The organism is Haladaptatus halobius (genome assembly GCF_020618475.1).
Taxonomy (GTDB): domain Archaea; phylum Halobacteriota; class Halobacteria; order Halobacteriales; family Haladaptataceae; genus Haladaptatus; species Haladaptatus halobius.
In genome coordinates this window covers 2,190,825-2,217,210 of sequence record NZ_CP085335.1, presented here as the reverse complement: position 1 = coordinate 2,217,210, position 26,386 = coordinate 2,190,825, and the positions used below count along the sequence as shown (strand labels likewise).

Here is a 26,386-nt window from a genome sequence, read left to right as displayed (position 1 = left end):
CTCGGCGGTGTGGAGGGCGGAAACACGACCGCAGTTCGAACGCGACCCGGCTTAGTCGTTCCGTCCGTCGAACGCGATTTCGCCGTCAACGACCGTCATCGCAACGTCGATACCCTCGATCTCGTCCGGCTCTTCCCACGGCGAGCGGTCGAGCACCACGAAGTCCGCCTTCTTGCCTTCCTCGACGGTTCCGAGCCGGTTCTCGTCGAATCCGGCGTATGCCGCCCCGAGCGTGTACGCGCGGAGCGCCTCGGTCACGGAGAGTCGCTGCGCTTCGACGGGCGCGTTGACGGCGTGGTGAACCCCGAGCAACGGGTCGAGGGGCATGCAGTCGCTCCCGAACGCGAGTGCGGCTCCCGAATCGAGTAGAGTTCGGAAACGGTTCGTTTGCTTCCTACGTTCCGAACCGAGTCGGGAGTCGTAGAGGCCACCTTCTTGCGCCCACTTCAAGAAGTTCGGCTGGACGGAGGCGACGACGCCGGACTCGGCGAAGCGTTCGACCTGCTCGTCGGTGACGAGTTCGACGTGTTCGACGCGGTGGCGCATCGCACGGGGGTCGTCAGTCGCCTCGAACGCGTCGAGGGCGGCGTCGATGGCGTCGTCACCGATAGCGTGCGCCGTAACCTGCAATCTGGCGTCGTCGACGCGGGCGACGAGTTCGTCAAGTTCTTCGGGCGAGACGACCCACTGTCCGGTTCCGTCGCCGTCGGCGTAGGGTTCGGAGAGCTTCGCGGTTCGCCCGCCGAAACTCCCGTCGGTGAACGTCTTTATCGCGCCCGTCCGGACGAACTCGCTTCCGTGGTTCGTCCGGAGTCCGACCTCTTCAACCGCCTCGACGTGGTCGCTCCAGTAGTTGATTCGCACTCGCAGGGTGAGGTCGCCGTCGAGGTCGAGTTTCCGGTACACATCCGGCGCGCACGACCGACGCACCATGTCGTGAACCCCAGTGACGCCCTTCTCGTGCGCGTCTCGCTGCGCCGCGAGCAGGAGGTTGCGCATCGTCTCGGCGTCGGGTTCGATGGCCTCGTAGACCGCGTCGACGGCCTCCTCGACGATGACGCCGGTCGGTTCGCCGTTCTCCGTTTTCACGTCCTCGTTCGGCATCTCCTCGCCGAGTCGCGCGATGACTTCGCCGTTGACGGCGGCGATGTGCATGTCCTCTCGGAAGGCGACGACCGGTCGCGTCTCGCTTACGGAATCGAGGTCGTCGCGGGTCAGATAGCGCGATTCGTCCCACGTGCTCTCGTCGAACCCGTAGCCGAGTATCCACTCGCGGTCGTCCAACTCAGCGAGCAGTTCCACGCAGTCGGCTGGCGAGTCGGCGTCCGAGAGGTCGGCGTTGACGAGGTAGCTCCCGACCGTCGCCATGTGGGTGTGCGCGTCGACGAACCCCGGCAGGAGGACGCGCCCGTCGAGGTCGACGACCTCGGTTTCGACGCCCTCCAGAAAGTCGACTTCGTAGGCCGAATCTACGCGAACGACTTTCCCGTCGCGGACGGCCACCGCCTCCGCCGTTTCGTCGGGGTCTGCGAGGCTGTGTACCTCCGCGTTGGTGAGAATCAGATCCGCTGGCGCTGTCATGGTTCCGTGGTGTGTTCCGACGGCGATAACTGTTCGGGGTTCGGCAGAAAGGCTTTGACCGTTCACCGCGAGTACGGTACCGATGCCCTCCAAGCCCCCCGTCGTCCTCCTCGCCGGTTGCTCCCACTCCGGATTCCTCGGGCGGGGAACGGAGACGAAGGTAGTCACCGAGAAGAAACCGGAAGAGCCGAAACTGGTGGGCGCGGTGAGTTCCGGCGGCGGTTGCGTCGAATCGCCGGAGAACCGCGTCGAATCGACGAAACGCACGGAAGACGAACGACGGTTCCTCGTCGTCTCCGGTAACGTGAGCGTTCCGGACGCCTCGTACTCGCTCAGCGAGCCGAATCTGGTGGAAACCGGGTGGGGGAACTATACGCTCCGGATAAACAGCCAGCGAGCGACCGACAAGCCGGAATGTGGCTGCGCCGCGCTGGCGAACTACACCGCAACCATCCACATCCCGAACAGCGGCCCTCACGGATCGTTCGCGCTGAGGGTCGTCCACGACGATGAAGTAGTCCGCCGGGAGAACGTCACGAGTCGGTGAAACGGACTCTACGCGAAATCGTGGTAGTAGACGAGTTGAGGCGCGGTTCCGCCCGTAAACAGATCTTCGACCCGTTCTTCGATCCGTTCGAAATTATTCGACTCCAAGAATCGTTTTCCTCGCTCGTTTTCGGCGAGAACCGCGACCGATAGCTGTGTGAATCCGCGCTCCCGAATCGAGTCCTCGACGGCGTCGAGAAGTGCGGTTCCGATACCTTCCCGCCACCGGTTCGGCGCGACGTAGATTCCCCGCAAGACCGCCTCGCCGACGGCATCGGCCCGATTGACCGCGTCGACGTGCGCGTACCCAACGAGTTCGCCGTCCGCGATGGCGGCGACGAGTATCACGTCGTCGTCCGCCATCGCCGATTCGAGTCGTTCGTCGCCGAACCGTACTCGCACGGTCGCTTCGCGCTCCTTCTTAGGGAAGAAATCGTACGCTTCGTCCAACGCTTCACGGGCGACCCGACGAATCTCCGGGATGTCGGTCGCCGTCGCTCCCCTCGTTTCCATGGTGGACATTCTCGCACGGGAGGCAAATCGTTGATGGCTCTCGCCGATGGCTCGGTCGAATGAGCAACTGTTAGGGGGTGGGACTGCAACTCCCGAACCATGACCGACGCAGACGAATTCGCGGAACAGATTCGGGCGGGCGACGTGCGCTTGCACGAACTCGAAGACCACGCAGACCACGACACCGCGACTGCGGCCCGCCGGATACTCCTCGAATCGGAAACCGACGCGACGCTCGACGCGGTCGGCGATTACGCCTTCGACGCCGAGCGAGCCGAGAACAACGTCGAGAACATGGTCGGCGGGGCCCAGATTCCGATGGGCGTCGCGGGACCGGTCAATGTCAGCGGCGGGTCGGCGGAGGGCGACTACTACCTCCCGCTCGCCACGACCGAGGGTGCGTTGGTGGCGAGCGTCAACCGCGGCTGTTCGGTCATCACCAGCGCCGGAGGGGCGGACGCGCGGGTCACGAAGACCGGGATGACTCGCGCACCCGTCTTCCGCGTGCAGGGCGTCGCCGAGGCCGAGGAGGTCGTGAACTGGGTGGCCGACAACCGCGACCGACTCGCCGACGCCGCGGAATCGACGACCAGCCACGGCGAACTCCTCGACGTGACGCCCTACGTCGTCGGGGCCTCCGTCTTCCTGCGATTCGTCTACGACACCAAAGATGCGATGGGGATGAACATGGCGACCATCGCAACCCGCGAAGCCGCGTCGCTGGTCGAGGAGGAGACGCCGGCGAGCCTCGTCGCGCTCTCGGGCAACCTCTGTACCGACAAGAAACCCGCCGCCATCAACGCCGTCGAAGGCCGCGGTAGGAGCGTCACGGCGGACATTCGAATCTCCCGCGAGACGGTCGAAGAACGCCTCCACACGACGCCGAAAGCCATCGAGGAGGCGAACATACGCAAGAATCTCGTCGGGAGCGCGAAGGCCGGAAGCCTCGGATTCAACGCACATGCCGCGAACGTCGTCGCCGCCGCGTTCCTCGCCACCGGACAGGACGCCGCGCAGGTGGTCGAGGGTAGCAACGCCATCACGACCGTCGAAGCCCGTGAGAACGAACTGTACGCGAGCGTCAGTCTCGCCAGTCTGGAAGTCGGAACCGTCGGCGGCGGCACCAAACTTCCCACGCAGTCAGAAGCCCTCGACGTACTGGGCCTTCGTGGCGGCGGCGACCCCGCCGGAAGCAACGCCGACGCGCTCGCGGAGATCATCGCGGTCGGCGCGCTGGCGGGTGAACTTTCCCTACTCGCGGCGCTCGCGTCGCGGCACCTCTCCAGCGCACACGAAGAACTCGGGCGGTAATCGTCCCTTGCGAAGGTATATTACGGAGAAATAATTCTAGAATTTATTATGGTTGGCGTGTAACTGTCTGTTGGCACGTGCGAGCGAATCGAATCACTCGCACCGTGCCACCCGATAGTGACCTCCGATGGCCGCATCCACCACCGACGGGGACGCACCGATCACTGACTCCCGGGCGTATCACGTCCTTCAGTTCCTGAAGCTACTGCTCACCTTCCTCACGTTGATGGTTGCCGTGTGGAGGGGACTGAACGGTGCGCTTCCCTGAATTGGGAGTTCCCTCCTTCCTTCTTTAGAGACGACGATAGCGACCTTGGCTCTCGCTGATTTCGCCGCGCCGGGAGAGCTTTTCGAGCGCTCGTCGGACGTATTCGGCGGAGACGCCTCGCTCTCGCGCGTACGTGACGATTTCTCTTTCGTCGGGCTCGTCGAGATTCGACAGTGCGTCGAGCACGACCTGCTTTTTACCTTTGCTCGCGCTACGGCGGGAGGGCTCTCCGGCGGTGGCGACATCGTCGGTGTCGATGCCGGAGCGGTCGAGATACTCCTCGTCGTCCATCCCGGCGTCCTCGATCTGCGAGTCCATCTCAGCGAACGAATCGAGTTCGGCGAAGGCGTCGCCGTGGCCCTGTCGATTGGCGATCATCGAGGCGCGAACCTCGCGCGCGTAGTCTTCGTCGTCGGTTTCGACGAACTTCTTCAACTTCCGGAATTTACGGCGCTTCCCGCAGCGCGAACACTGCGTCGTCTCGGGCCGCCCCTCGACTATCCACAGGTTGTTACACGCGCTACAGCCGACGACGCTGTACATGCTCGCACCTCCGGTCGCCGCCCTGTTCAACCCTGCGTTCGGGCGGCGGCTTGGACGCGGCGGTCGGATTCGGTCGTCGCAAGCGAGTCGGGGGGGCACCGCCAGTTCGGTGGCTGCTCGCGTACCGTAGTAGTCAACGGACGCGCGACGAGGAGAACCGCGGCCGCGATACCCACGAGCAGTTCGACCGACATCTCGCCAGAGTTGGTTCCGTTCTCGTACTTAAACTCTCGCCCCGAGATTTACGTCCCTTGCGTGCGAATTGATGTCATGGAGTCGATTCCCCTCTCAGACCGCGACGCCGTGGAAGCCACCGACGGAGTCTATCTCGCACAGCTCGCCGCCGGAGATCGCATGAGTATCCAGCATTTCCGCATCGAATCCGGCGCGACGGTGCCGAAACACAGCCACGAACACGAGCAGACGGGATTCGTCTACAGCGGCGCGCTGACGTTCGTCGTCGATGGCGAGGAGGTAGTGGTTAAAGAACAGGACTCATACGCGATTCCGGGCGACGAACCGCACGCGGCGGAGAACAGAGGTGACACGCCGGTTCTCGGTATCGACGTGTTCAGCCCGCCGCGATTGGACGTGCCGTGGAAGTGACTGCCAGGAATAGAAACGAAAAAAATCGCGTTCGAGATTTACGAGAGTTTTTCGATGTTCTCGACGATGGCGTCGGCGTACTCGCTGGTGGCGAGTTTCTCCCCGCCTTCAATCTGGCGTTCGAGGTCGTAGGTGACTTGGCCGGAGGAGATCGTCTCCTCGACGGCGTCGCGGACGAGTTTGCCCGCGTCCTTCCAGCCCATGTACTCGAGCATGAGGCGACCGGAGAGGATCATCGCGGTCGGGTTGACTTTGTCCTGTCCCGCATACTTCGGAGCGGAGCCGTGGACGGGTTCGGCGAGACAGCGGTGGTCGCCGAAGTTCGCACCCGGTGCGATGCCAAGGCCGCCGATCTGGGCACCCGCGGCGTCGGACATGTAGTCGCCGTTCAGGTTCATCGTGGCGATGACTTCGTACTCGTCGGTGCGGGTGAGGATCTGTTGGAGCATGTTGTCCGCGATGCGGTCTTTGACGACAAGTTTGTCTTCGGGCTGTTCGCCGTCGTACTCGTCCCAGAGTTCGTCTTCCGTGATGGTGACGTCGCCGTACTCCTCCTCGGCGAGTTCGTAGCCCCAGTCGCGGAACGCGCCCTCGGTGAACTTCATGATGTTGCCCTTGTGAACCAGCGTGACCGAGTCGCGGTCGTTTTCGAGGGCGTAGTCGATGGCTTCGCGGACGAGGCGCTTCGACCCGAACTCCGAGATGGGTTTGACGCCGATACCGACGGGACCGTCGTGGATGACGCCCGTGGCCCCCATCTCTTCTTCGACGAACTCCTTGACCCGCTGTACCTCGTCGGTACCGGCTTCCCACTCGATACCGGCGTACACGTCCTCCGTGTTTTCGCGGAAGAAGACCATGTCCATCGCTTCTGGACGTTTGACCGGCGACGGAACGTTATCGAGATGGTACGTCGGGCGGACGTTCGCGTACAGGTCGAGTTTCTGGCGGAGTGCGACGTTCAAACTGCGGAACCCGGCCCCGACCGGCGTCGTGAGCGGTCCCTTGATGGCGATCTTGAACTTCTTGATGGCTTCGACGGTGTCGTCCGGCAGGTTTTCGTCGTACTTTTCGCGTGCGCTGGCGCCCGCGTAGACGCGCATCCAATCTATCTCGCGTCCCGTCGCCTTCGCCGCGGCGTCGAGCACCTTCTGGGCCGCCGGTCCGACGTCCGTCCCGATGCCGTCTCCGTGGACGATCGGAACGATGGGATTTTCGGGCACGTTCAGCTTCCCCGTCTCCTCGTCGTACGTGATTTGTTCCCCGTCCTCAGGTACGTCTACCTTCTCGAACTCGTAGCTCATGAACGTTCGAACTCTGTTTCGACTTGGATATAATACCTGCCGTTTGTCCCCCGTATGAGCATTATACTTCCTTTAAGAATTGAATCGGTTCGCGGGTTCGAAGGAGGTACTAGCAGCTGTCCGACCCACTCGAACCGCATTCTCGGCGATACTTTTCCGTTTCGACGGTCGATACGTCCCGCTTCGTCAGTTCGTCACCGCCCCCACGAGTGCGCGTAGTTGCGCGCCACCGCTTTCGAGAAGTCCGCGCGGAAATCGCCGTCGCGCTCCCGCGAGGGCGTCGGAGAGTGCCGCCGCCGCTCCCTCGAAGACGCCCTCACCGTGACCGACGAGGATTCGTTCGGGGTCGAAGTCGACGAACGCGTTCCGGGGCGGAAACGGGCGTCTGAGGAGATAAACGCCGATTCGCTAATCGCCGACGGTGAACAGGGGGGCGGTTCCGAGAACGTCTGGCACGTAGAGCGTCCCGTCGGATTCGCGGTATGCTATCGCTTCGTGCCAACCGGGTAGCGGGTGGCATCTTCGCACTCGAAGGCCGGAGTCGCCGATCTCCGCCGAATACCGTTCGACTGTGGCGTCCACGCGCTCTTCGATTCGGGTCATCCACTCCGGAAGGTGGACGGCGACGCCGTGACGACGGGCGAAGGCTCCCGCGTCTCGGGCGTGCCAGTTCGAGAGCACGGCCACGCCGACGACCTCGCCGAGTTCCGCGAGCAGGTCGTCTACGCCCGGCGCATTCAAGGGGTCGACGAGCCAGATGCCGCCGTTCTCGCCGCGAATCGCGTGACTCGTCCGCTTGCCCTCCTCGTCGGGATGGACCATCCAGCCGACACCGTCGTCCCAACCGTCGACGGTTCGGCACTCGGCCGTCTCGTCGCGCACGTACATCGTCATGGTTCGATACCCGATTCGTTTTGTCGAGCTATTTTCGCTTTCGGTCGAATGCCGGTTCGTCGGAACTTAAGACACCTGCCGCGAGAACACCGCACATGAAGGTCATCGTACACGGCGGGGCGGGAAGCGCACCGGACGAACCCGAACCGCGACAGGCGGTGTTGGACGAGGCTGCTGCGGCGGGCGAGGAGCGAGAAACCGTCGTCGACGCGGTCGAGGCGGCGGTTCACGTCCTCGAATCGTCGCCGCGATTCAACGCGGGCGTCGGCGGTGCGGTTCAGAGCGACGGTGAGATTCGAACCGACGCGGGAATGATGACCAGCGACCGGGACGCGGGCGCGGCCTGCTCGATGCCCGGCGTCGAACACGCGGTCAGTGTGGCGCGAGTCGTGATGGAGGAGACGCCGCACGTCCTCGTCAGCGGCGAACACGCGGTCGAACTGGGAGCCGATTTCGGCGTCGAGACGGGCGTCGACCTCTGGACGGAACGCAGCCGCGAGCGATGGAACGACCTCGACGTCCCCAATGGGGCGCCGCGCGTACACGTCGCGTGGCTCCGCGAGAAGTTCGGCGGATCCGACACGGTCGGCGCGGTCGCGTACGATGGAGAACGGTTCGCGGCGGCCACCTCGACCGGCGGGCGATGGCTCGCGCTCGCGGGCCGAGTCGGCGACGTACCCCAAATCGGCAGCGGCTTCTACGCCGCCCCAGCCGGTGCGGCCAGCGCCACCGGAGCCGGCGAGGACATCGCCAAGGCGACGCTCACCCGGCGGGCGGTCCGCCACCTCGAATCCGGACTCGACGCGCAGGCGGCCGCCGATCGCGCAATGGCGGAATTCGCCGAACTCACCGGTTCGAGCGCGGGCGTCATCGTTCTCGACCGCGACGGAAACGCGGGAAGCGCGTTCAACAGCGACGCGATGCAGACCGCGCTGAGCGAGTAGCGACCGTCCGGCGTACCGAAAAAACGGTCGGCTGTGAGCGTTCTACGCCGCGGTCGTCGTTTCGGTCGCTTCGACCGTCGTCTCTTGGCCCGCGGTCGTTCCTTCGGCGGTGGTCGTCGCTTGGGCGGCGGTCGTTGCTTGCGACTCCGCGGCGACCGCGTTTTCGGCGTTGGCGACGGCGACCGTCGCGCTATCGACGGTCACGTTCTCGACTGAGATGTTGTCGACGACGATCTCGTCTTGGAGCGCCATGGACGCTGCGGTCGTTTCGTTAGCCGTCGTCTCGTTGGCCGTGGTCTTTTCCGCCGCGGTCGTGGTTTCTTCGGCGGTCGTCTCTGCGCCACCGACCGAGATGCTCTCGACCGTCAGCGATTCGATGGTCATCGTCTGAACGTCGGCGGTTCGGATGGTGACGCTCCCCAACGACTGCGCCGATTCGTTCGCTGCTTGGGTCGTCTCTTCGGCGGTGGTCGTCTCCGCGGTTCCTTCCGTCGTCGTGGTCGTTCCGTCTTCGGCCATCGTGAGATTCTCGACGACGAGCGTCTCGACCGAGAACTGTTCGATGGTCACGTCGCTGACGGAGACGTTCGACGGAACGTTCTCCCCGCCATTCGTCGCGTTACTCAGCTCTTCGCTCTCGATGTTCTCCGCGCTGACGCCTTCGAACGACAGCCGTTCCAACGAGACGTTCTGAAGTCTCGCGTTACGGAAGGTTCGGTCTCGGTCCTCTATCCGCACCAGATCGACCTCCATGGTCTCGATGGTCGCGTTCTCGACCGTGACGTTCCCCAGTTCGAGTCGTTCGACCGTGACGTTCTGTAGGTGTACCCCTTCGTCTGTCGTTGTCCCCGCACTTCCCAGTGCTCCCAGCGAGAGGCTGGCGAGCACCAGTAGTGTCGTTGCGAGCACGGCCCCGATTTCTCTCTGCATGTGCAGACATCCAATATCCCGTTGACGACAATAAACCGGGACGACCGTTCGGGAGTTCGATGACGTGTTTCTCGAATTACATTCGCGTTACCACGGATTCGCCGTCGGCGTCAATCTCCGCCTACGGGTTCGATGTAACGCAAACTCTTTCTGGCGTTCGGGCAAAGTACGTGCCATGAGCGAACAGGAGGTCGACCTCTCGGCGGAGAAGTACGAGAAGCATCGGGAGGCCGGCGAGATACTCGCACAGGTGCGTGAAGAGACCGCAGACCGAGTCGATGTCGGCGTGAGCCACCTCGAAATCGCAGAATACGCGGAAGATCGAATTCGCGAACTCGGCGGAAAACCGGCGTTCCCGGTGAACATCAGCATCGACGAGGAGGCGGCGCACGCGACGCCGAGCATCGACGACGATAGCACGTTCGGCGAGGAGATGGTCAACCTCGACATTGGCGTACAGATCGACGGCTGGCTCGCGGACACCGCCATCACGGTCGACCTCTCGGGTCACGACGACCTCGCCGAAGCCAGCGCAGAGGCCCTCGACGCCGCCCTCGAAGTGGTCGGCCCCGGCGTCGAGACCGGCGATATCGGTGCCGAAATCGAGTCCGTCATCGAGGGGTACGGCTACAATCCCGTCGTTAACCTCTCCGGCCACGGCCTCGAACACTACGAACAGCACACGGAACCGAACATCCCCAACCGCGCTGTTTCGCAAGGTATCGAGTTGCAAGTCGGTGACGTGGTCGCTATCGAACCGTTCGCCACCGACGGAAGCGGCAAAGTCGGCGAGGGTGCCGAGGAGGAGATCTTCGCCCTCGAACGCGAAACGTCGGTTCGTGACCGCAGTGCTCGACAGGCGCTCGACCAGATCACCGAGGAGTTCCGAACCCTCCCCTTCGCCACCCGATGGTTGGACGTCTCCCGCCCCGAGATGGCGGTTCGCCGCCTCAAGATGCAGAACGTGATCCACGGCTATCCGGTGCTGAAGGAGGAAGACGGCTTCCTCGTCAGCCAGAAAGAGCACTCCGTCATCGTCACGGAAGACGGATGCGAAGTATTCACGCGGTAATTACTCTGAACTGTCAACTAGTTCCCGGTGACAGCTCTCGGCCGGCGGCGGTGGAACGACGTGTCGCCACAACGGCAGACGGAAAACGAATAATAGTCGAACGTAGATACCGGATACTCAGGCGTTGTTCATCCGCTGGCTGTTCGTCTCGCCGCACGTCTGGCACTTCGTGACGCGGTACGGTTCGCGCGAGAATTCGGCGTTCTCCTTCTTTTTGCTCTCGGTTCGAATCTGAACCGAAACCTCGTGCGAGGTCTCACGACCGCAGTTATCACACAGTTCGACTACTGCCTGGAACCCCTGATTTTTTGTTGCCATGGTGACTTCCTGCTCGGTTCCTTCTTCCCCTGACAATAGCATAAAAACCCCTCTCTGTTGGAGGGCGTTCGAACCGTTTATTCGGTCTCTGTCTTGCGATTCACCCCTTTGAGGCGACGAGAGTGTCCCATTTCGTTTATCGTGGCCTGAGAACCGTTAATGATGGCGCAACGCTCTACAACAGCCGAATACGTTATATAGGTGGTCAGGGTTCGAGACCGAACAGCGCCGAGCGGAGAAACACGAGGACGGGAAAGATTTCGAGACGGCCGACCCACATGTTCAGGACGAGCATTCCCTCGGCGACCGGCGACATCGTCGGCCCCGTGATGCCGGTCGAGAGGCCGACGTTGCCCTGCGCGCTGGCGACCTCGAACAGCGCGTCGGCGTAGCCGAAACCGGGGGCGACGTTCACGAGGACGACGCTTCCGGTGATGAGCAGGATGATCCAGAGCATGCTCACGATGGCCGCCTCGCTGAACTCCTCGAACATCTGATGTCGGTCGAGTACGCGAGTCCCGATCTTGGTGTTGACGACCGCCGACGACGGGAGGAAGACGCGGGAGAACTCCCACTGGATGCCCTTGCTGATCATGTATCCGCGGATGATCTTGATACCACCGACGGTGCTCCCCGCCGCGCCGCCGAGCACCATCGCCCCGCTGACGATGAGCTTACCGCCGGCACTCCATGCGCCGATATCGGACGACTGGAACCCCGTGCAGGTGAGCGCGCTGACGAACTGGAAGACGGAGTCCCGCGTCGCGTCGGCGGCGAGCGGCGACGGGCCGAGGCTCTCGAATCCGGCCCACGCCAGCGGAATCCGGACGTTCTGGAGGCCGAACCACCCCGTCTCGGTGAACGCCCCGTTCGCCTCGGGAAGCGTGACGACGTTCTGCACCGACAGGACGACCGCACCCGCGGCCAAGAGGATGAACAGCCAGCGCGTCTGGAGGTCGGAGAATAGCGCGTCGGGGTTGCGGTCGCGGAGCATCACGTAGTGGATGGGGAACGCGATAGCGCCGAGGGTCATGATGGGCAGGAGGACGCCCTCGATGAGCGGGGAGTCGTACGACGCGATGGAGTTGTCCGTGACGCTGAATCCGCCCGTTGAGAGCCCCGTCATGGCGTGATTGAGCGCCTGCCAGAACGATTCGAACAGGCTCAGCCGCGGTTCGCTCCACAGAATCGCGGCGAACAGCGCGACGATCGCGAGCACGGTGTAGAGGAGGAAGATTCGCCACACCGTCTGAACCGTGTGGATGATGCTCGGGTGGATTCGCTCCTCGCGCGTCTCGGCTTGATAGAGCGCGTAGCTCCCGCTTCCGGGGCGTGCGAGGATGGCCGTCGTGAGGACGATGACGCCGACTCCGCCGACCCACTGGATGAGCGACCGCCACCACTGGACGGCGCGGGGTAGCGACGGTTCGTGTACCGCCATCGTCAGTCCGCTTCCCGTCCATCCGGACATGCTCTCGAACAGCGCGTGCAGGGGGTTCTGGAAGTACGCCAGACTCGACATCGTCGTCGCACCGCCGACGCGAATCGGCTTGTAGCTCGCACCCGCGGGAACGTACGAGTTCATCACCGAAACGGGGGTCAGATGCGCGGCGAGGAAGAACGGTATCGCACCGAAGATGGCGGTGGCGAACCAGCCCCCGGCGGCGATGACCATCCCGTGTTTCATCACCGGGTTCGGCGCGTTCTCGAAGGTTTTGCGGGTGACGCTGCCGACCGTCGCCGTGACGACTCCCGCGAGCAGAAACGCGAGCGCCGCGTAGAACTCGCCGAAGGTGAGCGCGAGGAGGACGGTGAACCCCATCAGCGCGGCCTGCATCAACACGAGCGCGCCGATATCTCGTAAGATGATGGCTAAGTCCGCCGGAACTCCCGCGACCGTCTTGCGTCGTACCATATCAGTCGTGATCCTCGTAGTGACCGAAGATATCCGTCACCTCCGGCGTCGCGCCCGTCTCGGAGAAGACGGTGACGAGGTCGCCGCCCGCTATCTTCGTGTTCCCGCGCGGGGTGATGACCTCGTGGTCGCGTTCGAGCGCGACCACGAGTATGCCGTCGTCGAACAGCCCTTCGTCCGCCGCCTCGGCCAGCGTGAGTCCGGCGACCGGGGCGTAGGAATCGACCGTGATTTCGAACACCTCCGCTTGGTCGCCGACCTTCATGTAATCCTTGATGGAGGGTCGCTTGACGGCGCGGTAGAGGTACTCTGCGATGAGTCGCTGGGGATTCTCGATGACGTTCACGCCGATCTGCCGGAAGACGTTCATGTGCTCGGGGTTGTGGACGACCGACACCAGCGACGGGACTTCGAGTTCTTGCCCGAGGAGACAGACCATGATGTTCGTCGCGTCCTGGTCGGTCGTGCTGATGAGCGCGTCGGCCCGGTTCGCGCCCGCCTCCTCCAGCGTATCGATGATCGTCGCATCGTCGTGTAAGACGAGACAGTCGAACTCCATCGAGGCGCGTTCGGCGCGCTCCGCGTCCTTCTCGATGACCACCACGTCGTTGTTGTTCTGCGTCGCAATGCCGATGAGTTGCGAGCCGATATCGCCCGCACCGACGATGATGATGTACATTCGTTACCCCCAGTCCGAAGCCAGCGTTTGAAAAGATACTGTTGTGCGACTGTCGGAACGGGGCGGCGGTGTCGGTCGCTATCGTCGTTGAGGTTCGGATTGATCACGATTATGAAGTCGTTAAAATCGCTGTAACCGCCGCTGCCGAGTTCGAGACTGTTTTCCAATCGGGTCGGTTGTCTTTTCGGAAACCTCAGTCGTTCTCGACGTTAAAATTCTGACACCGGACGTTCTGACACAGTGACGGTATCCTCGAAAACCCCCGACCGCTCGCCTCGCGCGCAGCGTAGGGCGCGAGTGTAGCGCCCGAGGGCTTTCTGAGACATCACTCCGCAGTGTCGAAGCTCGTTCGAACCCGGCCCTTTCGAGAGATTCCATCGCATCTCACCGCGTCGACGAAACGAGGACGAATCGAACCGGGGCGAATCTCACCCCGTCGAAGACTGAAAACGTAAAGCGTCCCCCCGACTCACACTGTCCCATGCAACAGGTCTTCGCGCCGTGGCGCATCGAGTGGGTCGAACGCGAGGAGAAGGACGGCGACGTGGAGTGCGTCTTCTGCGAACTCCCCCATCGCGGTGCTGACCGCGAACACCTCGTCGTCGCCCGCAACGACCACAGCGTCGTCATGCTGAACAACTACCCCTACAACCCCGGCCACGTCATGGTCATCCCCGACCAACACACGGACGATTTCCGCGAGTTGAACGACAAGATGCTGTTGGGCCACGCCCGGCTCAAACAACGAACCTTTGACGCGCTCGAAAGCGCCCTCTCGCCGGACGGGTTCAACGCCGGGCTGAACATCGGCGAGGGAAGCGGCGGCTCCATCGCCCACCTCCACACGCACGTCGTCCCGCGCTGGGAGGGGGACACGAACTTCATGCCCGTCATAGCCGACACGAAGGTCATCGTCGAAGGGCTGGACGACACCTACGAGCGACTGTACGTAGCGTTCGCCGAGCAGGACGGCGCGACCGTCCCCGACGACGGCGCGGTGCGCTACTAACAGTCGCAGGTCGATTCCGACACGGTTTCAGCCGAGGGCGGGCGGGCGCAATCCGGCGCAGTGTCCGCGGGAACGGGGCAGTCCCCGTCGGGGCACTCGACCACTTCGACCAGCGACTCCACGTCGTACATAACGGTCGCCAGCGACTCCCCGTGGTCGGTGAGCCGATACATCGTCGTCGGCGGCGACGTGGCGCGAACCTCCTTCTCCACGAAGCCCAGACACCGAAGCTCCCGAAGTCGTTCGGAGAGCGTCTTCGCGCTGACGCCGCCGAGCGACCGCCGGAGGTCGTTGAACCCCTGCTCCCGCTCCGAGAGCGCCCGCACGACGTGGAACGCCCACTTCGACCCGAAGGCGCTCCGGACGGCGTGCCACGTCCGTTGCCAGTCGTCGCTCATCGTCGTCCGGTTGGCGTCCCACGGTGGTAAACGTACCCGGGTAGTTTCCGCGTCGACACCACCTTCGGGTCGAGAAACTGACTCGTTTATCCACGGCGAGAGCCTACGACTGAGTGTGATGTCCGACGACTGCTGTGCGCTCGAACGCACGTCCGACCCTTGTACTGCCGACCGACCGACCGACGTCGACCGACCAACCGACCACTTTACCGACGCCGACACCGTCCCCGTCGTTCGCTGCTGTACGAGCACCTGCTGCGCGGGCGGCGCTTGCTACCCTGAGTGTTGCTGAGCCGAGACCGGAGCGATACGCCCTTTTCTTTGGAGTGCGAACGTTCTCGTCGATGAACCGGTCTCGCGCCGTCCGCTCCGCGGGCATCGTCGTCCTCGCGGCGAACGTCCTGCTGGCGTTCGCCAAGGGTGCCGTCTGGCTCCAGACCGGTAGCCTCGCGGTCGGCTCCGAGGCCGTCAACAGCCTCGCGGACTCGGTGTACAGCATCGTCGTCCTCGGCGGTCTCTACCTGACGACACAACCGCCGGACTTCGAACACCCGCACGGGCACGAGCGCATTGAGCCGTTCGTGTCGCTGTTCGTCGCGCTCGGCGTATTCGCGGCGGGTGTGCTAGTGCTCTGGCGCGCGACGACCTCCCTCCTCTCCGGCGATATCTCGGTGACGACGGGCTGGCTCGCCGCCGCCGTGCTCGTCGGCACGGGGGTTGCCAAGTACGCGCTCTACCGATACTGCCTTCGGGTCGGCGAGGAGGCTCGCTCGCCCGCGGTGGTGGCGACGGCGCTGGACAACCGCAACGACATCCTCACCGCGGGGGCGGCGCTGATCGGCGTGCTCGGCGCTCGGTTCGGCCTTCCGGCGCTCGACCCCATCGCGGCGGGCGTCGTCTCGCTCGGCATCCTCTACACTGGCTGGGAGATCGTCGAGGACAACGTGGACTACCTCGTCGGACGCGCGCCACCGGAAGACCTCCGGGCCGACATCGTCCGGCGGGCGCTCGACCACCCTGACGTGGAGGGCGTCCACGACGTCATCGCCCACTACGTCGGCCCGGAGATCGACGTGAGCTTACACGTCGAGGTCGAAGGCGACCGAACGCTAATCGAGGCCCACGGCATCGAAACCCGAATCATGGACTCCATCCGCGACATCCCCGAGGTGGACGAGGTGTTCGTCCACGTCGACCCGAAGGAACTGGGGGAGTGGAAGCCCGACGACGAGGCGGATAAACTGGCCGATACGTCGCTCGGAGACGGAGACGAGAACTGAGAGCGCCGTTTTCACGCGGTGAGAATCGAGCACCGGTATTTTTCATCGGACTGTTGTAGGCACGTATATGGGTTCCCATGACTCCCGAACACGATAGGCGGACGATGCTGAAAGCGACCGGCGCGACGCTCGTAGGTGCGTCCCTCGCCGCTGTCTCGCGGGCGGCCAAGTCGGCTCGAAAGGCGAGCAGACGGCGGCCGACGAGATGAAAGCGGACGTGACGATAGCAGTCGGCCACGGAGGCAACCTGACGTTCGCTCCCGAGAACGTCACGGTTCACCCCGACCAGACCGTCGGGTGGGAGTGGAAGTCGGACACGCACAACGTCGCGGTCGAAGACCACCCCGACGATGCGAACTGGAAGGGGACGCCGGCCCCCGTGTCCAAAGTTTACGACAGGGGATACCGCTATACCCACACCTTCGAGACAGTCGGCGAGTACGAGTACTTCTGCCAACCGCACTAAGCCGCCGGGATGGTCGGGACGGTGACCGTCTCGCCGGCGGTGACGAGCGGGACGGCGACCGAAACGACGACCGACGGAACACCACCCGCGACGAAGGACGACCTACCGATAGAAGTCGGGCCGGGTGGCAGTCTCGAGTTCGCACCCGACCTGCTCGAAGTTTCGGCAGGAACCGAGGTCACGTTCGTCTGGATGTCCAATACCCACAACGTCGCCGTCGAAAGTCAACCGAAAAGGGCGAACCGTCCCAGTTCGCCCGGTGGTGACGGAGCAACCTACGACGCGGGCTACGAGTACAGGTACACCTTCGAGGTGCCCGGCGAGTACGAATACTACTGCGTCCCCCACGAGACGATGGGAATGAAAGGAACGATTATCGTCGAATAATCCCCGATAGACTCTCCGAAACGACGTTCGAACCAGCGCGCTGAATCGGTGCCCCGAATCGGCCCTCCAAAGTAACTCGCTTTTTCGATCTGCAGCTCTCTCGGACTACGCGCCAAGGTCGACTTTCGTCTCCCCGGAGATGACGCCTTCGACGCTGGCGGTCACCGTGCCGTCCGCTCCGGCGGCGTACTCCGTATCGAACGTCTTCGTCCACTCGATACGGTCGCCCGCGGCGACGGAGCGGTCGACGATGGTCGACTCGTCGTCGTCCGCGATACCCGCGGTCGGCCAGTAGACTGCGGCGAGGAATCGACCCTCCACCTCGGAGACGTTTTCGGCGACGAAGGAGACATCGACGCTCGCTTCTCCCACCGTCGCCTCGAACGACCGGAGTTCGAACTCGGCTGCCGGGCGAGCGAGCTTTGAGATTTGCTCGTCGGAGAGCGACCACTCGGCGGTTTCGGCGTCGTGCTGACACCGAATCGCGGTTCCACTCACAGCGAGCGGCGACGTCGGTTCGAAGGTTATCCAGCCGACCGTGTGAGCCCCCACGGAGGGAGCGTCGTACCGAATCTGACCGCACCCGGCGAGCGACGTGGTGTAGGCTCCCACCGTTCGGTCTTCGACTTCGACGGCGGGGAACACCTCGCCGTCGGCGACGAGTTCGAAGGCGTCGTACCGCGGCTCGCCTTCCGCGTCGGCGGCTTTCCCGGTTCGACTCTGGACGGCTGCGACGACGAATTGGCGGTCGTCGGACATGAGTACGCCCCCGAACCCATAACCGACCGGTAGGCGACAGCTTTCCTGACGGTCGGGTCAGCGACGGCGACGCGTAGGTACCCCACCTCCTTCACGGAGGACTTGGGAAGCGTGAACGAGGCGGTCTCCGTGGTTCTCGCGGTCGTCTTCGACGTCGTTTCGGTGGGCGTCGAAGAAGTTGGTTCGTCGGTCGCTCCGGTCGAGGCGTCGTCGAGACAGCTCGCGACGCCGACGAGAGCGGCGCTGACGGTGCCGAGGAACGCGCGTCGGTTGCTGGAGGGCTTCGCGCGGAACTGGTCTACGAGAGGATAAATGCTTTCTGCTGACGCTACACTGGTTCGCCGAAGGCGTACACAGTCTGGTGGTTCGTTACCTCCACGTCGAGGAAGTCGCCGGGTTCGATGTCGTGGTCGGAGGCGTTCCGGACGATGATCTGCCGGTACGCCCCGTCCCGGCACTTCACGGAGTCGCCGGTTCCCTCTTCTACCGCCATCACCCGCTTTCGGGTTCCGACTAACTCCTCGTAGGCCTCGCCGACGATATCCATCTTCAACTCGGACATCGCCTTCGAGCGTTCCTTCTTTATTGCGCCGTTCAGTCCCTTCATCTTCGCGGCGTCCGTGTTGGGGCGCTTCGAGAACCGGGTGACGTTGATCTTCTCGGGGCGTACCTCGCGCAGGAGCGCCATGCTCTGTTCGTGGTCGTCCTCGGTTTCGGTCGGGAAGCCGACGATGAAGTCCGTCGAGAGCGTCCAGTGGTCGAGGTGTTCGTCGAACGTCTCAACGACCTCCACGAACTCCGCCACCTGATGCTGTCTGCGCATGTCGCCGAGCACGTCGTTCGACCCGGACTGCACCGGCGCGTGGATGAAGTTGTAGAGTTCGTCGTTTTCGGCGAACACCCCCGCGAGTTCCTCGCAGATGCCGTGAACGCCCTTCGGGTTCGCCATCCCGACGCGAACCCGGAACTCGCCCTCTATCTCATTGCAGATGCGGTCGAGCAGGACGTGTAACTTTCGCTCGCCCGTGTCCCAGCCGTAGACACCCGTGTCCTGTCCGGTGATCCGAAGTTCCTTCGCGCCGGCGTGGACGAGCGCACGAGCCTTCTCAACGTTCTCCTCGACCGACGGCGACTCTATCTTGCCCGTCGCGTGCTTCGTGATACAGTACGAGCAGTCGGACATACAGCCGCGAGCGATGGGGAGGATGCCGACCACGCCGTCCAAGACGGGTTCGACGCCCGGCCCCGGCGTGGGACACTCGCCGTTCGTGACCGCCGTGGGCACGTCGTCCCAGTGGAGAATCTGGGCGTCGATGCCCTCCGTCTGGAACTCCTCGCCCTGTGCGAGCGCCATGCAGCCCGTGATGATGAGATCCGCCGTCTCCGATTCGAGTTCTTTGGCCCGGCGAACCATGTTGCGCTCCGTCTTCTCGACGACGGTGCAGGAGTTCATGATGGCGACGTCCGCCTGCCCTGGTGCCTCGACGCGGTAGTGGCCCGCGTCGCGGAGCGCGGATTCGATCTGACGGCTCTCGCCGCGGTTCGAGGTACACCCGTACGTCTCGATGTGGTACCGGGCCATTCGGCCGAGAGTTTCGGCTCCGCGGCAAAAAGGGCGACGGTTGCGCCGCCGGTGCGGAAAACATATCCTTCCAACAAGGAAACACTGAACGATGCTCTCTCACGCCCCGCGGCGGAGATTCCTCGCCGCCCTCGGCACCGCAGCAATCGCCGCCACTGCTGGCTGTAACTCCACGTCCGCCTCCGACGACGAAGCCGCAGACGCGGCGGGTGACCGAATCGACTGGCCGACCCTCGGTCACGACGGCGCGAACACGGGGTACAACCCGGAGGCGCGCGGTCCGCGCTCCGACGCGACGGTGAAGTAGAATGCTGAAATCGGGATGACGCTCGGTACGCCCGTCGTCGCCGGAAACCGCATCTTTCTCACCGAGCGACCGCCTCGTCTGTTTGGACGCGAACACCGGGAAAGAGCAGTGGGAGTACGAGCCACCAGAAAGCGGCAACGTCTGGGCGACTCCGACCGTCAGAAACGGAAACATCTACGCGGTGGGCCCGGATGACTCCGTCCTCGAACTCGCCGCGAAAACGAGAACGGAGCGTCGACGATTCCGGACGAAAGGTCAATCCCACGTCGCGTCGTGATTCGACGATTACGGCGATTACCTTTTCGCGGGGACGAACGAGGGGTGGATTCACTGTTTCGACCTGCGCCGGAACGAAGAGCGGTGGCGGACGCGGTGCGAGGGGAAATCTCGGCTCCGCCGGCAATCGACCCGTAGAGTTTCTCGATGTACGTCGTCACCTACTGGGGCGAGGTGTTCACCCTCTTGAAGTCCTCCGGACGACCGAAATGGCGACGGAAACTGCCGAGCATCCTCCGTGCCGCGCCGACCATCGTCGAGGAATCCCTCTACGTCCCTGTTTCAAGGGTCAAGTGTTCTCCCTCGATACGAACGTCGGGGCTGGCGGAACTAGATGGCGAGCGGAACGCGGGGGCTTGGTCGAACACCACCTCGCGGTCGCGGACGGCAGCGTCTTCGGAACCCACACCGCCGACGTGTTCGCCATCGACGCTGGTTCGGGAACGACGCGGTGGATGCTCGGTATCGCGGACAACAGCCTCAAATCGCCAGTCGTCGCCGGAGACACGCTCTACGTCGGTGACGTGGCCAGGGTGGTGTACGCCAGCGAAACCGGCGGCGGAACCGGTTTCGCTGGCAGGCGCTTCGGCGCGGTTCGCTGGAAACACGACCTCGGGACGCGCGTTCGATGGGGGCTCGCCGTCGCGAACGGGACGCTGTTTGCGGTCACGGAACCGACCGCCGAATCGCCGACGTTATACGCGCTCGAAGCGGCCTGAGACCCGCCATCCTAAGTTCGGTCGTTCGATTTAACGACTCGTGTCGGTTCGTGGAATACGCGGAGTGTAGGCGGCGAAAACCGAATTTTTCGCCGTTCATCGGCAGCGTTAAATCCGAACGCGGCCAGAAACCTCCGAACTATTTTGGTGTGTATTTATCTCTCGTTACCGCCGTGGCGGTTCGATTCAGGCGGTCAACAACAAACTACCTGTAGTCCAATTCCTCGAAAGACCCGGGTAGTTCGATCAGGCCCGGAGAAAACACGGAGATAAGACAATGACACACATGCAAGTACCACTTCAACAGATCGGAGGCAACCTCCCGCAGTGGGTTCAAGACCCAATCTCGGGGTTCATCGCACTCCTGCCGCGACTGGTGGGTGCGATCATTATCCTGCTCATCGGTTGGGTCATCGGCCGCGCCGTCGCGGCCGTCGTCCGCCGAATCGCGAATAGAATCCAACTCGACAGGATGGTGCTCGACACCCCGCTCGGGCGGATGATGGGCGGAACGGAGGGCGCGGTATCGGGCGCGTTCGGAAAACTCGCCGCGTGGTTCGTCTACGCGCTGGCGATTCTCGCGGCGGCGAACGTGCTCGCAATCGCAACGCTATCGCAGTGGGTTGCGACCGCCGTCTCGTACCTTCCGGCGCTGATTGCCGGACTGCTGGTTATCGTCCTCGGGTTCGTCGTTGCCGACTTCATCGGCGACGCGATCATGCGAACCCGCGCGGCGACCCACACCGCGTACACCCAGTGGTTCGCCACGGGAACCCGGATGTTCCTGTACTTCACCGCCATCGTCATCGGTCTCGACACGATGGGCATCGACGTGGGCATCCTGTACGTCTTCGCGCGAGCGCTCGCGTGGGGATTCGCCGCGGCCATCGCCATCGGCGTCGGCGTCGCGTTCGGCTGGGGTGGCAGGGACTACGTCGCCGAACACATCGACAACTGGATGACGAGCGCCCAGCAAGGCACGCCGAGTCCGCAACCGAGCGACGACGACTAATCGAACGGACGACCGCGAAGACGCCTACCCGCGGAAATCTTCCACGATTTTTACGCCGCTGCTCGCGCCGATTCGCTCGGCCCCGGCGTCGAGCATCGCTTTCGCTTTCTCGTAGTCACCAATACCGCCGCTCGCCTTGACGGGGAGGTATTCGGCCATCAGTTCCACGTCCTCGACCGTCGCGCCTCCGTCGGCGAACCCGGTCGACGTCTTGACGAACGCCGCGTCGGCCTCCTTCGCCAGTCGGCAGGCGTCGCGTTTCTCCTCGTCTGTGAGCAGCGCGGTCTCGATGATGACCTTCACGGGGATGGGAACGGCGGCGACCACCAGCTCGATATCGTCGCGCACGGCGTCGTGTTCGCCCGCTTTGAGCCGCCCGACGTTGATGACCATATCCAGTTCGTCCGCGCCCTCGTCCCACGCGCCGACCGCTTCGTCGTGTTTCGCGTTCGTCGCGTGCTGGCCGTGCGGGAACCCGACCACGGTTGCGAGGGTCGCGTCGGAAGCGTGCTCGCTCGCCTCCGTAACGTAGCACGGCGGGATGCAGGCGTTCATGCCGTAGTCGGCGGCTTCGTCCATCACTCGTTCCACGTCCTCCGGCGTCGTCTCCGGCCCCAGCACCGTGTGGTCGATCTTTCCGGCGAGTTCCGATTCGTTCATAGCGGGGCGGATGTCGCCGCCGGGTAAAAATCCCCGCTATCGACGCGGCACGACCAGCAGAACGAGCGCCAGTCCGACGAGGAGAAACGCGACGAGTTTGGCGGTGCGCATCACCGTCTCCGCGTACGCCATCTGGGCGTCGAAATCCATGGCAACCGTGTAACCGCGACGAACGTAGGATTTCCCCGGCTTCGAAGCCGATTGACGCGCATCGCCTTACCGAGCGTCCGCGCCGGATCGAACGTTTCCGACGTCTCGTCGACCCCGCGACGGCCACACACGATTTTTACCCACACGACGCGTATTCCGAAGCATGAAACATCCCGACCTCCACCCCGCCGTCACCGACGCCGCGGACGACATCGCCGAGATGGAGATCCGCGGCGCGGCGGCCATCGCGGACACCGCAGCGGCGGCGCTCGGCGAGCAGGCTGAGTCGAGCACCGCCGGTTCGCCGGGGGCCTTCCGGGTCGAGATTCGCACCGCGGCCCGGCGACTCCACGAGACGCGGCCGACCGCGGTCAGCCTCCCGAACGCCCTGCGGTACGTTCTCCGAGGGATGCGAGGCGACACCGTCGAGGAACTCCGCGAGAGCGTCGTGGAGAGCGCCGCGGAGTTCCGCCGCGAACTCGACCAAGCGCAGGGCAACCTCGGGCGTATCGGCGCGAATCGGCTCCGCGACGGCGACACCATCATGACCCACTGCCACTCGACGGACGCGTTATCCTGCGTCGAGCAGGCCCTCGAACAGGGCAAGGAGGTTCACGCCATCGTGAAGGAGACCCGCCCGCGAAAGCAGGGCCACATCACCGCTCGTCAACTCCGCGATTGGGGGGTTCCCGTCACACTCATCGTGGACAACGCCGCCCGCCGCTACCTCGACGAGACCGACCACGTCCTCGTCGGCGCGGACTCAATCGCCGCCGACGGGTCGGTCATCAACAAGGTCGGCACCTCCGGATTGGCCGTGAACGCCCGCGAGCGCGGCGTTCCCATCGTGGTCGCGGCTCAGACCCTGAAACTCCACCCCGACACGATGACCGGCCACACCGTCGAGATAGAGATGCGCGATGAGCGCGAGGTGCTCACCTTGGACGAGGAGGAGAGCATCGGCGACGTAACCGTCGAGAATCCGGCGTTCGACGTGACGCCGCCTCGATACGTCGACGCCATCGTCACCGAGCGCGGCCAGTTCCCGCCCGAGAGCATCGTCACCCTGATGCGCGAACTGTTCGGCGACCAGCATGGCGGCGAGCCGTGGGATGAACCCGAACCGTGAGCGTTCCAACCAAGCGATTCGAATCGCCTGGTCGAACTCCCGTCACCGCGTTTCTCCCGGGTCGCGCACAGCCGACCGACCGAAGGTACTTCCTCGTTCTGTCCGAAGGTTGATGTATGGCCACCGTCGACTACGGCGCGACAGCCGAGGAGTTGCTCGAACTGTATCGGGAGTACGAGTGGTGGGACGACCGCGAGGAGTTCGACGTTCGCCGCGCGCTTCGAAGCACGGACGAGGTCGTCCTTCTCCGAGCGGGGCGCGAACAGGACGAGAGTGAGCCGGTCGCGACCGCTCGAATTCTCACCGACTACGTCTATTACGCGATGGTGTACGACGTCATCGTCGCGGCCGACCGTCGCGGGACGGGGGTGGGTCGGGAACTACTGACCGCTGTCCGCGAGCATCCTCGCTTGCAGGAGGTCTCGCCGTCGCTGTTGGCTCGCGAAGGGTTGGTTCCCTTCTACGAGTCCTGCGGGTTCGACGTGGCGGACGAAGCGGTCGACCACCCGGACGGGGAGCCGGAACCGTTGGTTTGGATGGTACACGGACGGGAGTAGCGCGAACTCCGGCGGTACGCGCATAGCGCAGACCGCAAACCTTTCGACACCTCCGTTCGCGTGTCGGTGTATGGTACTGCCGGAAGGGTTCGCGCTCCCGCCGTTGGCCTATCTTCTCCCGCTTTTGCTGGCGGTGGGTCTCGTCGGTTGGCTACTCCGGCGTGCCGAGCCGACCGTCTCGGAGCGAACCGTGGTCGCGTTCGCACCGTGGATGGTCGTTGGCGCCGGACTCCACGCGCTCTATCAAGTTCGGGCGATTTCCGAAAGCGTCGCCCCGCTGTTCGGAACTCCCTCCGTCTATCTCACGACGTTCGTCGTCGCCGGCGTCGTCTGGCTGGTCGCCATCCACCTCCTTCGAGCACCGGCTCCCCGGGCGCTCGCCAGCGCGGGCACCGCGGGCGTGGTGCTCGTCGTTGCCGCCGCGCTCTGGTACGGTTTCACGCACGCCGGTCTCCGCCTGTTCTGGCCGTTCGTGGGACTCGTCGTCGCCGTCCTCCTCACCGGCGCGCTGTGGATAGCGACGCAGTGGTTCTACCCCGACGTGGCGGTCATCACGGGCGCGGTGGGCGTGCTCACCCTATTCGGCCACGCGCTTGACTCCGTCTCGACCGCGATCGGAATCGACATGCTCAACGCGACCGAGCGAACGCCCATCTCGCGGGCCATCCTCGAATTCGCGGAGGTGCTTCCCACGGCGGACGTCATCGGTGTCGGCTGGCTGTTCGTACTCGTGAAACTCGCCATCGCAGAGTTTGTCGTCCTGCTGTTCGCGGATTACGTCGCCGAGGAGCCGACGGAGGGGTACCTGTTGCTCGGCGTCGTCGCCGCCGTCGGACTCGGTCCGGGCGCGCACAACCTCTTGTTGTTCGCCATCACGGGCTGAGTCGTCAGGACTTTTTACCGCCGGTCGCTTATCGGAACGGTATGCCGTCCGCGCACCGCTACAGGAGAGTGAGATGGTTCGAGTCGTAACCGCGGGACACATCAACTGGGACGTGACGCTTCGGGTGGACGCCCTGCCCGACCCCGACGGGGAGGCGCGTATCACGTACCAGCGACGCTCCGGCGGCGGGAGCGCCGCGAATGCCGCCGTCGCCCTCGCTCGCATGGACGTGCAGACGGGACTCGTCGGAAGCGTCGGCGCGGACGAACAGGGGGTGCTCGTCCGGCGAGAACTGGACGCCGCCGGGGTGGACTGCACGCACGTCCTCGAAGTCGAGGGCGTCGAGACGACGACGAAGTATCTCATCGTAGACGAGCGGGGCGAAGTGATGGTGCTCGGAAACGAAGGCGCGAACGAGGCGGTCGCACCGGACGAGGTGGACGCCGAGTACGTCCGGCATGCGAATCACCTCCATCTCACCAGCCAGCGCCCGGACACCGCGGCGGAACTCGCGCGCGTCGCGACCGAGGCAGGGTTGACGGTCAGTTTCGATCCCGGTCGCCGCCTCGCGGAACGGAATTTCTCGCAGGCGCTCGCCTACTCCGACATCGTCTTCCTGAACAACCGCGAGGCCGCGAAGCTGTTGGACAGCGACTTGGAACACCCGTCGTCGGAGCTGCACGGGCGGGTCGTGGTCATCAAACACGGGAGCAGCGGTGCGCGCGTCGATACGACGAAGGGCGCGTACACCCACCCCGGATTCGGCGTCGAGTCGGTGGACACGACGGGCGCGGGCGACGCCTTTGCTGCGGGATTCATCGCTACCTTTCTCGACACGAGGGACTACGAACGCGCCTTGGAGTTCGCCAACGCCTGCGGCGCGCTGACGTCGATGGACTCGGGGGCGCGCACCGCACCGACGCGGGAGCGCGTCGAGACGTTTCTGGACGAGCAGTTTTAGACTTCGTTCGGTCCGTCCGCGCTCTGAACCTTCCACCCGCCTTCGATACCGCAGGCCTCGCGCACTTCGTAGACGATTTCGGTGTCCGGCCCCATCCGGTCGCCGCCCTCGACGCGTTCGACGCAGAGGGGAACGTCCAACGTGTTTCCGCAGCAACCGACGTCGAGGAACTCCTCCCAGACGTCGCCCTCGCGGACGCGGCCCTTCGTCTTCCTGAGGTACGCTTGGAAGTGACGCGTCTTCACTTGAAAGCGTCCCCAGCTGCTCAGGTCTTCGGGGAACGAAACGACGACGGTGGCCGCCGATTCGCCCTCGGATACGGCTTCTTTGGTGGCCATGTGATAGCGTAGGGACCCGAGGCGTAAATGCGTTCTCGCGCCTTTCGCGTGACAGGTCCGGCCACAGTGATTAAGAAGGCTTATTCAGG

At 64.0% G+C, this 26,386-nt stretch carries 37 protein-coding genes; 20 read left to right on the top strand and 17 right to left on the bottom strand.

Annotated features, from left to right (window positions below; all coding sequences use genetic code 11):
• Nucleotides 1–51: 51 nt before the first annotated feature.
• A complete protein-coding gene (locus LIW51_RS12980) occupies nucleotides 52–1,581 on the bottom strand; it encodes an amidohydrolase (RefSeq protein ID WP_227374537.1) in 1,530 nt (509 codons plus the stop codon).
• A gap of 82 nt (nucleotides 1,582–1,663) precedes the next feature.
• On the opposite strand from LIW51_RS12980, the gene LIW51_RS12975 reads away from it, so the two are divergent.
• Nucleotides 1,664–2,128 carry a hypothetical protein gene (locus LIW51_RS12975; protein WP_227374536.1) on the top strand — a complete coding sequence of 155 codons (465 nt, stop codon included), beginning with the start codon at nucleotides 1,664–1,666 and terminating at the stop codon, nucleotides 2,126–2,128.
• Between the two features lie 8 nt (nucleotides 2,129–2,136).
• On the opposite strand, the gene LIW51_RS12970 is transcribed toward LIW51_RS12975, so the two are convergent.
• Nucleotides 2,137–2,640 (bottom strand): GNAT family N-acetyltransferase, encoded by a 504-nt coding sequence (locus LIW51_RS12970; RefSeq protein WP_227374535.1) that lies wholly within the window; start codon nucleotides 2,638–2,640, stop codon nucleotides 2,137–2,139.
• A gap of 99 nt (nucleotides 2,641–2,739) precedes the next feature.
• Between LIW51_RS12970 and hmgA the strand changes: the two genes are divergently transcribed.
• Nucleotides 2,740–3,951 carry a hydroxymethylglutaryl-CoA reductase (NADPH) gene (hmgA, locus tag LIW51_RS12965; RefSeq protein ID WP_227374534.1) on the top strand — a complete coding sequence of 404 codons (1,212 nt, stop codon included), beginning with the start codon at nucleotides 2,740–2,742 and terminating at the stop codon, nucleotides 3,949–3,951.
• A gap of 127 nt (nucleotides 3,952–4,078) precedes the next feature.
• A complete protein-coding gene (locus LIW51_RS12960; RefSeq protein WP_227374533.1) occupies nucleotides 4,079–4,219 on the top strand; it encodes a hypothetical protein in 141 nt (46 codons plus the stop codon).
• A gap of 24 nt (nucleotides 4,220–4,243) precedes the next feature.
• Here LIW51_RS12960 and LIW51_RS12955 read toward each other — a convergent pair whose 3' ends face one another.
• Both LIW51_RS12955 and LIW51_RS12950 read right to left on the bottom strand, forming a co-directional pair.
• The gene (locus LIW51_RS12955) at nucleotides 4,244–4,762 is read right to left on the bottom strand and encodes a DUF5817 domain-containing protein (protein ID WP_227374532.1); all 519 of its coding nucleotides are present in this window, start codon (nucleotides 4,760–4,762) and stop codon (nucleotides 4,244–4,246) included.
• A 26-nt stretch (nucleotides 4,763–4,788) separates the two neighbouring features.
• Entirely contained in the window at nucleotides 4,789–4,956 is a 168-nt protein-coding gene (locus LIW51_RS12950) for a hypothetical protein (RefSeq protein ID WP_227374531.1), read from the bottom strand.
• A 76-nt stretch (nucleotides 4,957–5,032) separates the two neighbouring features.
• Here LIW51_RS12950 and LIW51_RS12945 point away from each other — a divergent pair, with 76 nt between their 5' ends.
• Entirely contained in the window at nucleotides 5,033–5,368 is a 336-nt protein-coding gene (locus LIW51_RS12945; RefSeq protein ID WP_227374530.1) for a cupin domain-containing protein, read from the top strand.
• Between the two features lie 38 nt (nucleotides 5,369–5,406).
• On the opposite strand, the gene icd is transcribed toward LIW51_RS12945, so the two are convergent.
• The 3 genes from icd to LIW51_RS12935 all read right to left on the bottom strand — a co-directional run bounded on the left by icd (nucleotide 5,407) and on the right by LIW51_RS12935 (nucleotide 7,566).
• Entirely contained in the window at nucleotides 5,407–6,672 is a 1,266-nt protein-coding gene (icd, locus tag LIW51_RS12940) for an isocitrate dehydrogenase (NADP(+)) (protein ID WP_227374529.1), read from the bottom strand.
• A 194-nt stretch (nucleotides 6,673–6,866) separates the two neighbouring features.
• Nucleotides 6,867–6,992: a hypothetical protein gene (locus LIW51_RS39920; protein WP_255766674.1), complete on the bottom strand. Its 126-nt coding sequence runs from the start codon at nucleotides 6,990–6,992 to the stop codon at nucleotides 6,867–6,869.
• Between the two features lie 88 nt (nucleotides 6,993–7,080).
• Nucleotides 7,081–7,566, bottom strand: coding sequence for a hypothetical protein (locus LIW51_RS12935; RefSeq protein ID WP_227374528.1), 486 nt, complete (start codon nucleotides 7,564–7,566; stop codon nucleotides 7,081–7,083).
• A gap of 95 nt (nucleotides 7,567–7,661) precedes the next feature.
• On the opposite strand from LIW51_RS12935, the gene LIW51_RS12930 reads away from it, so the two are divergent.
• Nucleotides 7,662–8,510, top strand: coding sequence for an isoaspartyl peptidase/L-asparaginase (locus LIW51_RS12930; RefSeq protein WP_227374527.1), 849 nt, complete (start codon nucleotides 7,662–7,664; stop codon nucleotides 8,508–8,510).
• 42 nt (nucleotides 8,511–8,552) lie between these two features.
• Here LIW51_RS12930 and LIW51_RS12925 read toward each other — a convergent pair whose 3' ends face one another.
• Nucleotides 8,553–9,440 carry a hypothetical protein gene (locus LIW51_RS12925; RefSeq protein WP_227374526.1) on the bottom strand — a complete coding sequence of 296 codons (888 nt, stop codon included), beginning with the start codon at nucleotides 9,438–9,440 and terminating at the stop codon, nucleotides 8,553–8,555.
• Between the two features lie 175 nt (nucleotides 9,441–9,615).
• On the opposite strand from LIW51_RS12925, the gene map reads away from it, so the two are divergent.
• Nucleotides 9,616–10,512, top strand: coding sequence for a type II methionyl aminopeptidase (gene map, locus LIW51_RS12920; protein ID WP_227374525.1), 897 nt, complete (start codon nucleotides 9,616–9,618; stop codon nucleotides 10,510–10,512).
• Between the two features lie 117 nt (nucleotides 10,513–10,629).
• Here the strand turns inward: map and LIW51_RS12915 are convergent, their stop codons facing one another.
• From LIW51_RS12915 to LIW51_RS12905, 3 genes are all read right to left on the bottom strand, one after another.
• Nucleotides 10,630–10,830: a DUF7835 family putative zinc beta-ribbon protein gene (locus LIW51_RS12915; RefSeq protein WP_227353609.1), complete on the bottom strand. Its 201-nt coding sequence runs from the start codon at nucleotides 10,828–10,830 to the stop codon at nucleotides 10,630–10,632.
• A 205-nt stretch (nucleotides 10,831–11,035) separates the two neighbouring features.
• On the bottom strand, nucleotides 11,036–12,745 hold the full coding sequence (locus LIW51_RS12910) for a TrkH family potassium uptake protein (RefSeq protein ID WP_227374524.1): 1,710 nt from the start codon (nucleotides 12,743–12,745) through the stop codon (nucleotides 11,036–11,038).
• Between the two features lies 1 nt (nucleotide 12,746).
• A complete protein-coding gene (locus LIW51_RS12905; RefSeq protein ID WP_227374523.1) occupies nucleotides 12,747–13,424 on the bottom strand; it encodes a potassium channel family protein in 678 nt (225 codons plus the stop codon).
• 481 nt (nucleotides 13,425–13,905) lie between these two features.
• Here LIW51_RS12905 and LIW51_RS12900 point away from each other — a divergent pair, with 481 nt between their 5' ends.
• The gene (locus LIW51_RS12900) at nucleotides 13,906–14,433 is read left to right on the top strand and encodes an HIT family protein (RefSeq protein ID WP_227374522.1); all 528 of its coding nucleotides are present in this window, start codon (nucleotides 13,906–13,908) and stop codon (nucleotides 14,431–14,433) included.
• Here LIW51_RS12900 and LIW51_RS12895 read toward each other — a convergent pair.
• A complete protein-coding gene (locus LIW51_RS12895; protein ID WP_227374521.1) occupies nucleotides 14,430–14,831 on the bottom strand; it encodes a winged helix-turn-helix transcriptional regulator in 402 nt (133 codons plus the stop codon). The two genes, LIW51_RS12900 and LIW51_RS12895, sit on opposite strands and share 4 nt — an antisense overlap.
• A gap of 103 nt (nucleotides 14,832–14,934) precedes the next feature.
• Nucleotides 14,935–15,210, bottom strand: a complete 276-nt coding sequence (locus LIW51_RS12890; protein WP_227374520.1) for a hypothetical protein — start codon at nucleotides 15,208–15,210, stop codon at nucleotides 14,935–14,937.
• Here LIW51_RS12890 and LIW51_RS12885 point away from each other — a divergent pair.
• The 4 genes from LIW51_RS12885 to LIW51_RS12875 all read left to right on the top strand — a co-directional run bounded on the left by LIW51_RS12885 (nucleotide 15,176) and on the right by LIW51_RS12875 (nucleotide 16,964).
• Nucleotides 15,176–16,111 carry a cation diffusion facilitator family transporter gene (locus LIW51_RS12885; RefSeq protein WP_227374519.1) on the top strand — a complete coding sequence of 312 codons (936 nt, stop codon included), beginning with the start codon at nucleotides 15,176–15,178 and terminating at the stop codon, nucleotides 16,109–16,111. The two genes, LIW51_RS12890 and LIW51_RS12885, sit on opposite strands and share 35 nt — an antisense overlap.
• Nucleotides 16,112–16,188: 77 nt before the next feature.
• Entirely contained in the window at nucleotides 16,189–16,320 is a 132-nt protein-coding gene (locus LIW51_RS38550) for a hypothetical protein (protein WP_255766673.1), read from the top strand.
• Nucleotides 16,317–16,577: a plastocyanin/azurin family copper-binding protein gene (locus LIW51_RS12880; protein WP_227374518.1), complete on the top strand. Its 261-nt coding sequence runs from the start codon at nucleotides 16,317–16,319 to the stop codon at nucleotides 16,575–16,577. The genes LIW51_RS38550 and LIW51_RS12880 overlap by 4 nt, the downstream gene beginning before the upstream one ends.
• Nucleotides 16,578–16,586: 9 nt before the next feature.
• A complete protein-coding gene (locus LIW51_RS12875) occupies nucleotides 16,587–16,964 on the top strand; it encodes a plastocyanin/azurin family copper-binding protein (RefSeq protein WP_227374517.1) in 378 nt (125 codons plus the stop codon).
• A gap of 105 nt (nucleotides 16,965–17,069) precedes the next feature.
• Here LIW51_RS12875 and LIW51_RS12870 read toward each other — a convergent pair whose 3' ends face one another.
• A complete protein-coding gene (locus tag LIW51_RS12870; RefSeq protein WP_227374516.1) occupies nucleotides 17,070–17,723 on the bottom strand; it encodes a hypothetical protein in 654 nt (217 codons plus the stop codon).
• A 111-nt stretch (nucleotides 17,724–17,834) separates the two neighbouring features.
• On the opposite strand from LIW51_RS12870, the gene LIW51_RS12865 reads away from it, so the two are divergent.
• Nucleotides 17,835–18,035, top strand: coding sequence for a hypothetical protein (locus tag LIW51_RS12865; protein ID WP_227374515.1), 201 nt, complete (start codon nucleotides 17,835–17,837; stop codon nucleotides 18,033–18,035).
• A gap of 16 nt (nucleotides 18,036–18,051) precedes the next feature.
• On the opposite strand, the gene LIW51_RS12860 is transcribed toward LIW51_RS12865, so the two are convergent.
• Entirely contained in the window at nucleotides 18,052–19,305 is a 1,254-nt protein-coding gene (locus tag LIW51_RS12860) for a tRNA (N(6)-L-threonylcarbamoyladenosine(37)-C(2))-methylthiotransferase (RefSeq protein ID WP_227374514.1), read from the bottom strand.
• 91 nt (nucleotides 19,306–19,396) lie between these two features.
• On the opposite strand from LIW51_RS12860, the gene LIW51_RS12855 reads away from it, so the two are divergent.
• The 4 genes from LIW51_RS12855 (at nucleotide 19,397) to LIW51_RS12840 (ending at nucleotide 21,619) form a co-directional block, all read left to right on the top strand.
• Nucleotides 19,397–19,612 (top strand): hypothetical protein, encoded by a 216-nt coding sequence (locus LIW51_RS12855; protein WP_227374513.1) that lies wholly within the window; start codon nucleotides 19,397–19,399, stop codon nucleotides 19,610–19,612.
• Between the two features lie 82 nt (nucleotides 19,613–19,694).
• Entirely contained in the window at nucleotides 19,695–19,889 is a 195-nt protein-coding gene (locus LIW51_RS12850; RefSeq protein WP_227374512.1) for a PQQ-binding-like beta-propeller repeat protein, read from the top strand.
• 208 nt (nucleotides 19,890–20,097) lie between these two features.
• Nucleotides 20,098–20,607: an outer membrane protein assembly factor BamB family protein gene (locus LIW51_RS12845; RefSeq protein WP_227374511.1), complete on the top strand. Its 510-nt coding sequence runs from the start codon at nucleotides 20,098–20,100 to the stop codon at nucleotides 20,605–20,607.
• 277 nt (nucleotides 20,608–20,884) lie between these two features.
• Entirely contained in the window at nucleotides 20,885–21,619 is a 735-nt protein-coding gene (locus tag LIW51_RS12840) for a mechanosensitive ion channel family protein (protein ID WP_227374510.1), read from the top strand.
• A 24-nt stretch (nucleotides 21,620–21,643) separates the two neighbouring features.
• Here LIW51_RS12840 and deoC read toward each other — a convergent pair whose 3' ends face one another.
• Nucleotides 21,644–22,279, bottom strand: a complete 636-nt coding sequence (gene deoC, locus LIW51_RS12835; RefSeq protein WP_227374509.1) for a deoxyribose-phosphate aldolase — start codon at nucleotides 22,277–22,279, stop codon at nucleotides 21,644–21,646.
• A 313-nt stretch (nucleotides 22,280–22,592) separates the two neighbouring features.
• On the opposite strand from deoC, the gene LIW51_RS12830 reads away from it, so the two are divergent.
• The 4 genes from LIW51_RS12830 (at nucleotide 22,593) to LIW51_RS12815 (ending at nucleotide 25,959) form a co-directional block, all read left to right on the top strand.
• Nucleotides 22,593–23,558 carry a ribose 1,5-bisphosphate isomerase gene (locus tag LIW51_RS12830; protein WP_227374508.1) on the top strand — a complete coding sequence of 322 codons (966 nt, stop codon included), beginning with the start codon at nucleotides 22,593–22,595 and terminating at the stop codon, nucleotides 23,556–23,558.
• A gap of 116 nt (nucleotides 23,559–23,674) precedes the next feature.
• Complete coding sequence (locus LIW51_RS12825) at nucleotides 23,675–24,115, top strand: GNAT family N-acetyltransferase (RefSeq protein ID WP_227374507.1); 441 nt, start codon at nucleotides 23,675–23,677, stop codon at nucleotides 24,113–24,115.
• Between the two features lie 70 nt (nucleotides 24,116–24,185).
• A complete protein-coding gene (locus LIW51_RS12820) occupies nucleotides 24,186–24,998 on the top strand; it encodes a DUF63 family protein (RefSeq protein WP_227374506.1) in 813 nt (270 codons plus the stop codon).
• A gap of 73 nt (nucleotides 24,999–25,071) precedes the next feature.
• Entirely contained in the window at nucleotides 25,072–25,959 is an 888-nt protein-coding gene (locus LIW51_RS12815; RefSeq protein ID WP_227374505.1) for an ATP-dependent ribose-1-phosphate kinase, read from the top strand.
• Here LIW51_RS12815 and LIW51_RS12810 read toward each other — a convergent pair.
• A complete protein-coding gene (locus tag LIW51_RS12810; protein WP_227374504.1) occupies nucleotides 25,956–26,297 on the bottom strand; it encodes a DUF7968 family protein in 342 nt (113 codons plus the stop codon). The two genes, LIW51_RS12815 and LIW51_RS12810, sit on opposite strands and share 4 nt — an antisense overlap.
• Nucleotides 26,298–26,386 lie beyond the last annotated feature (89 nt).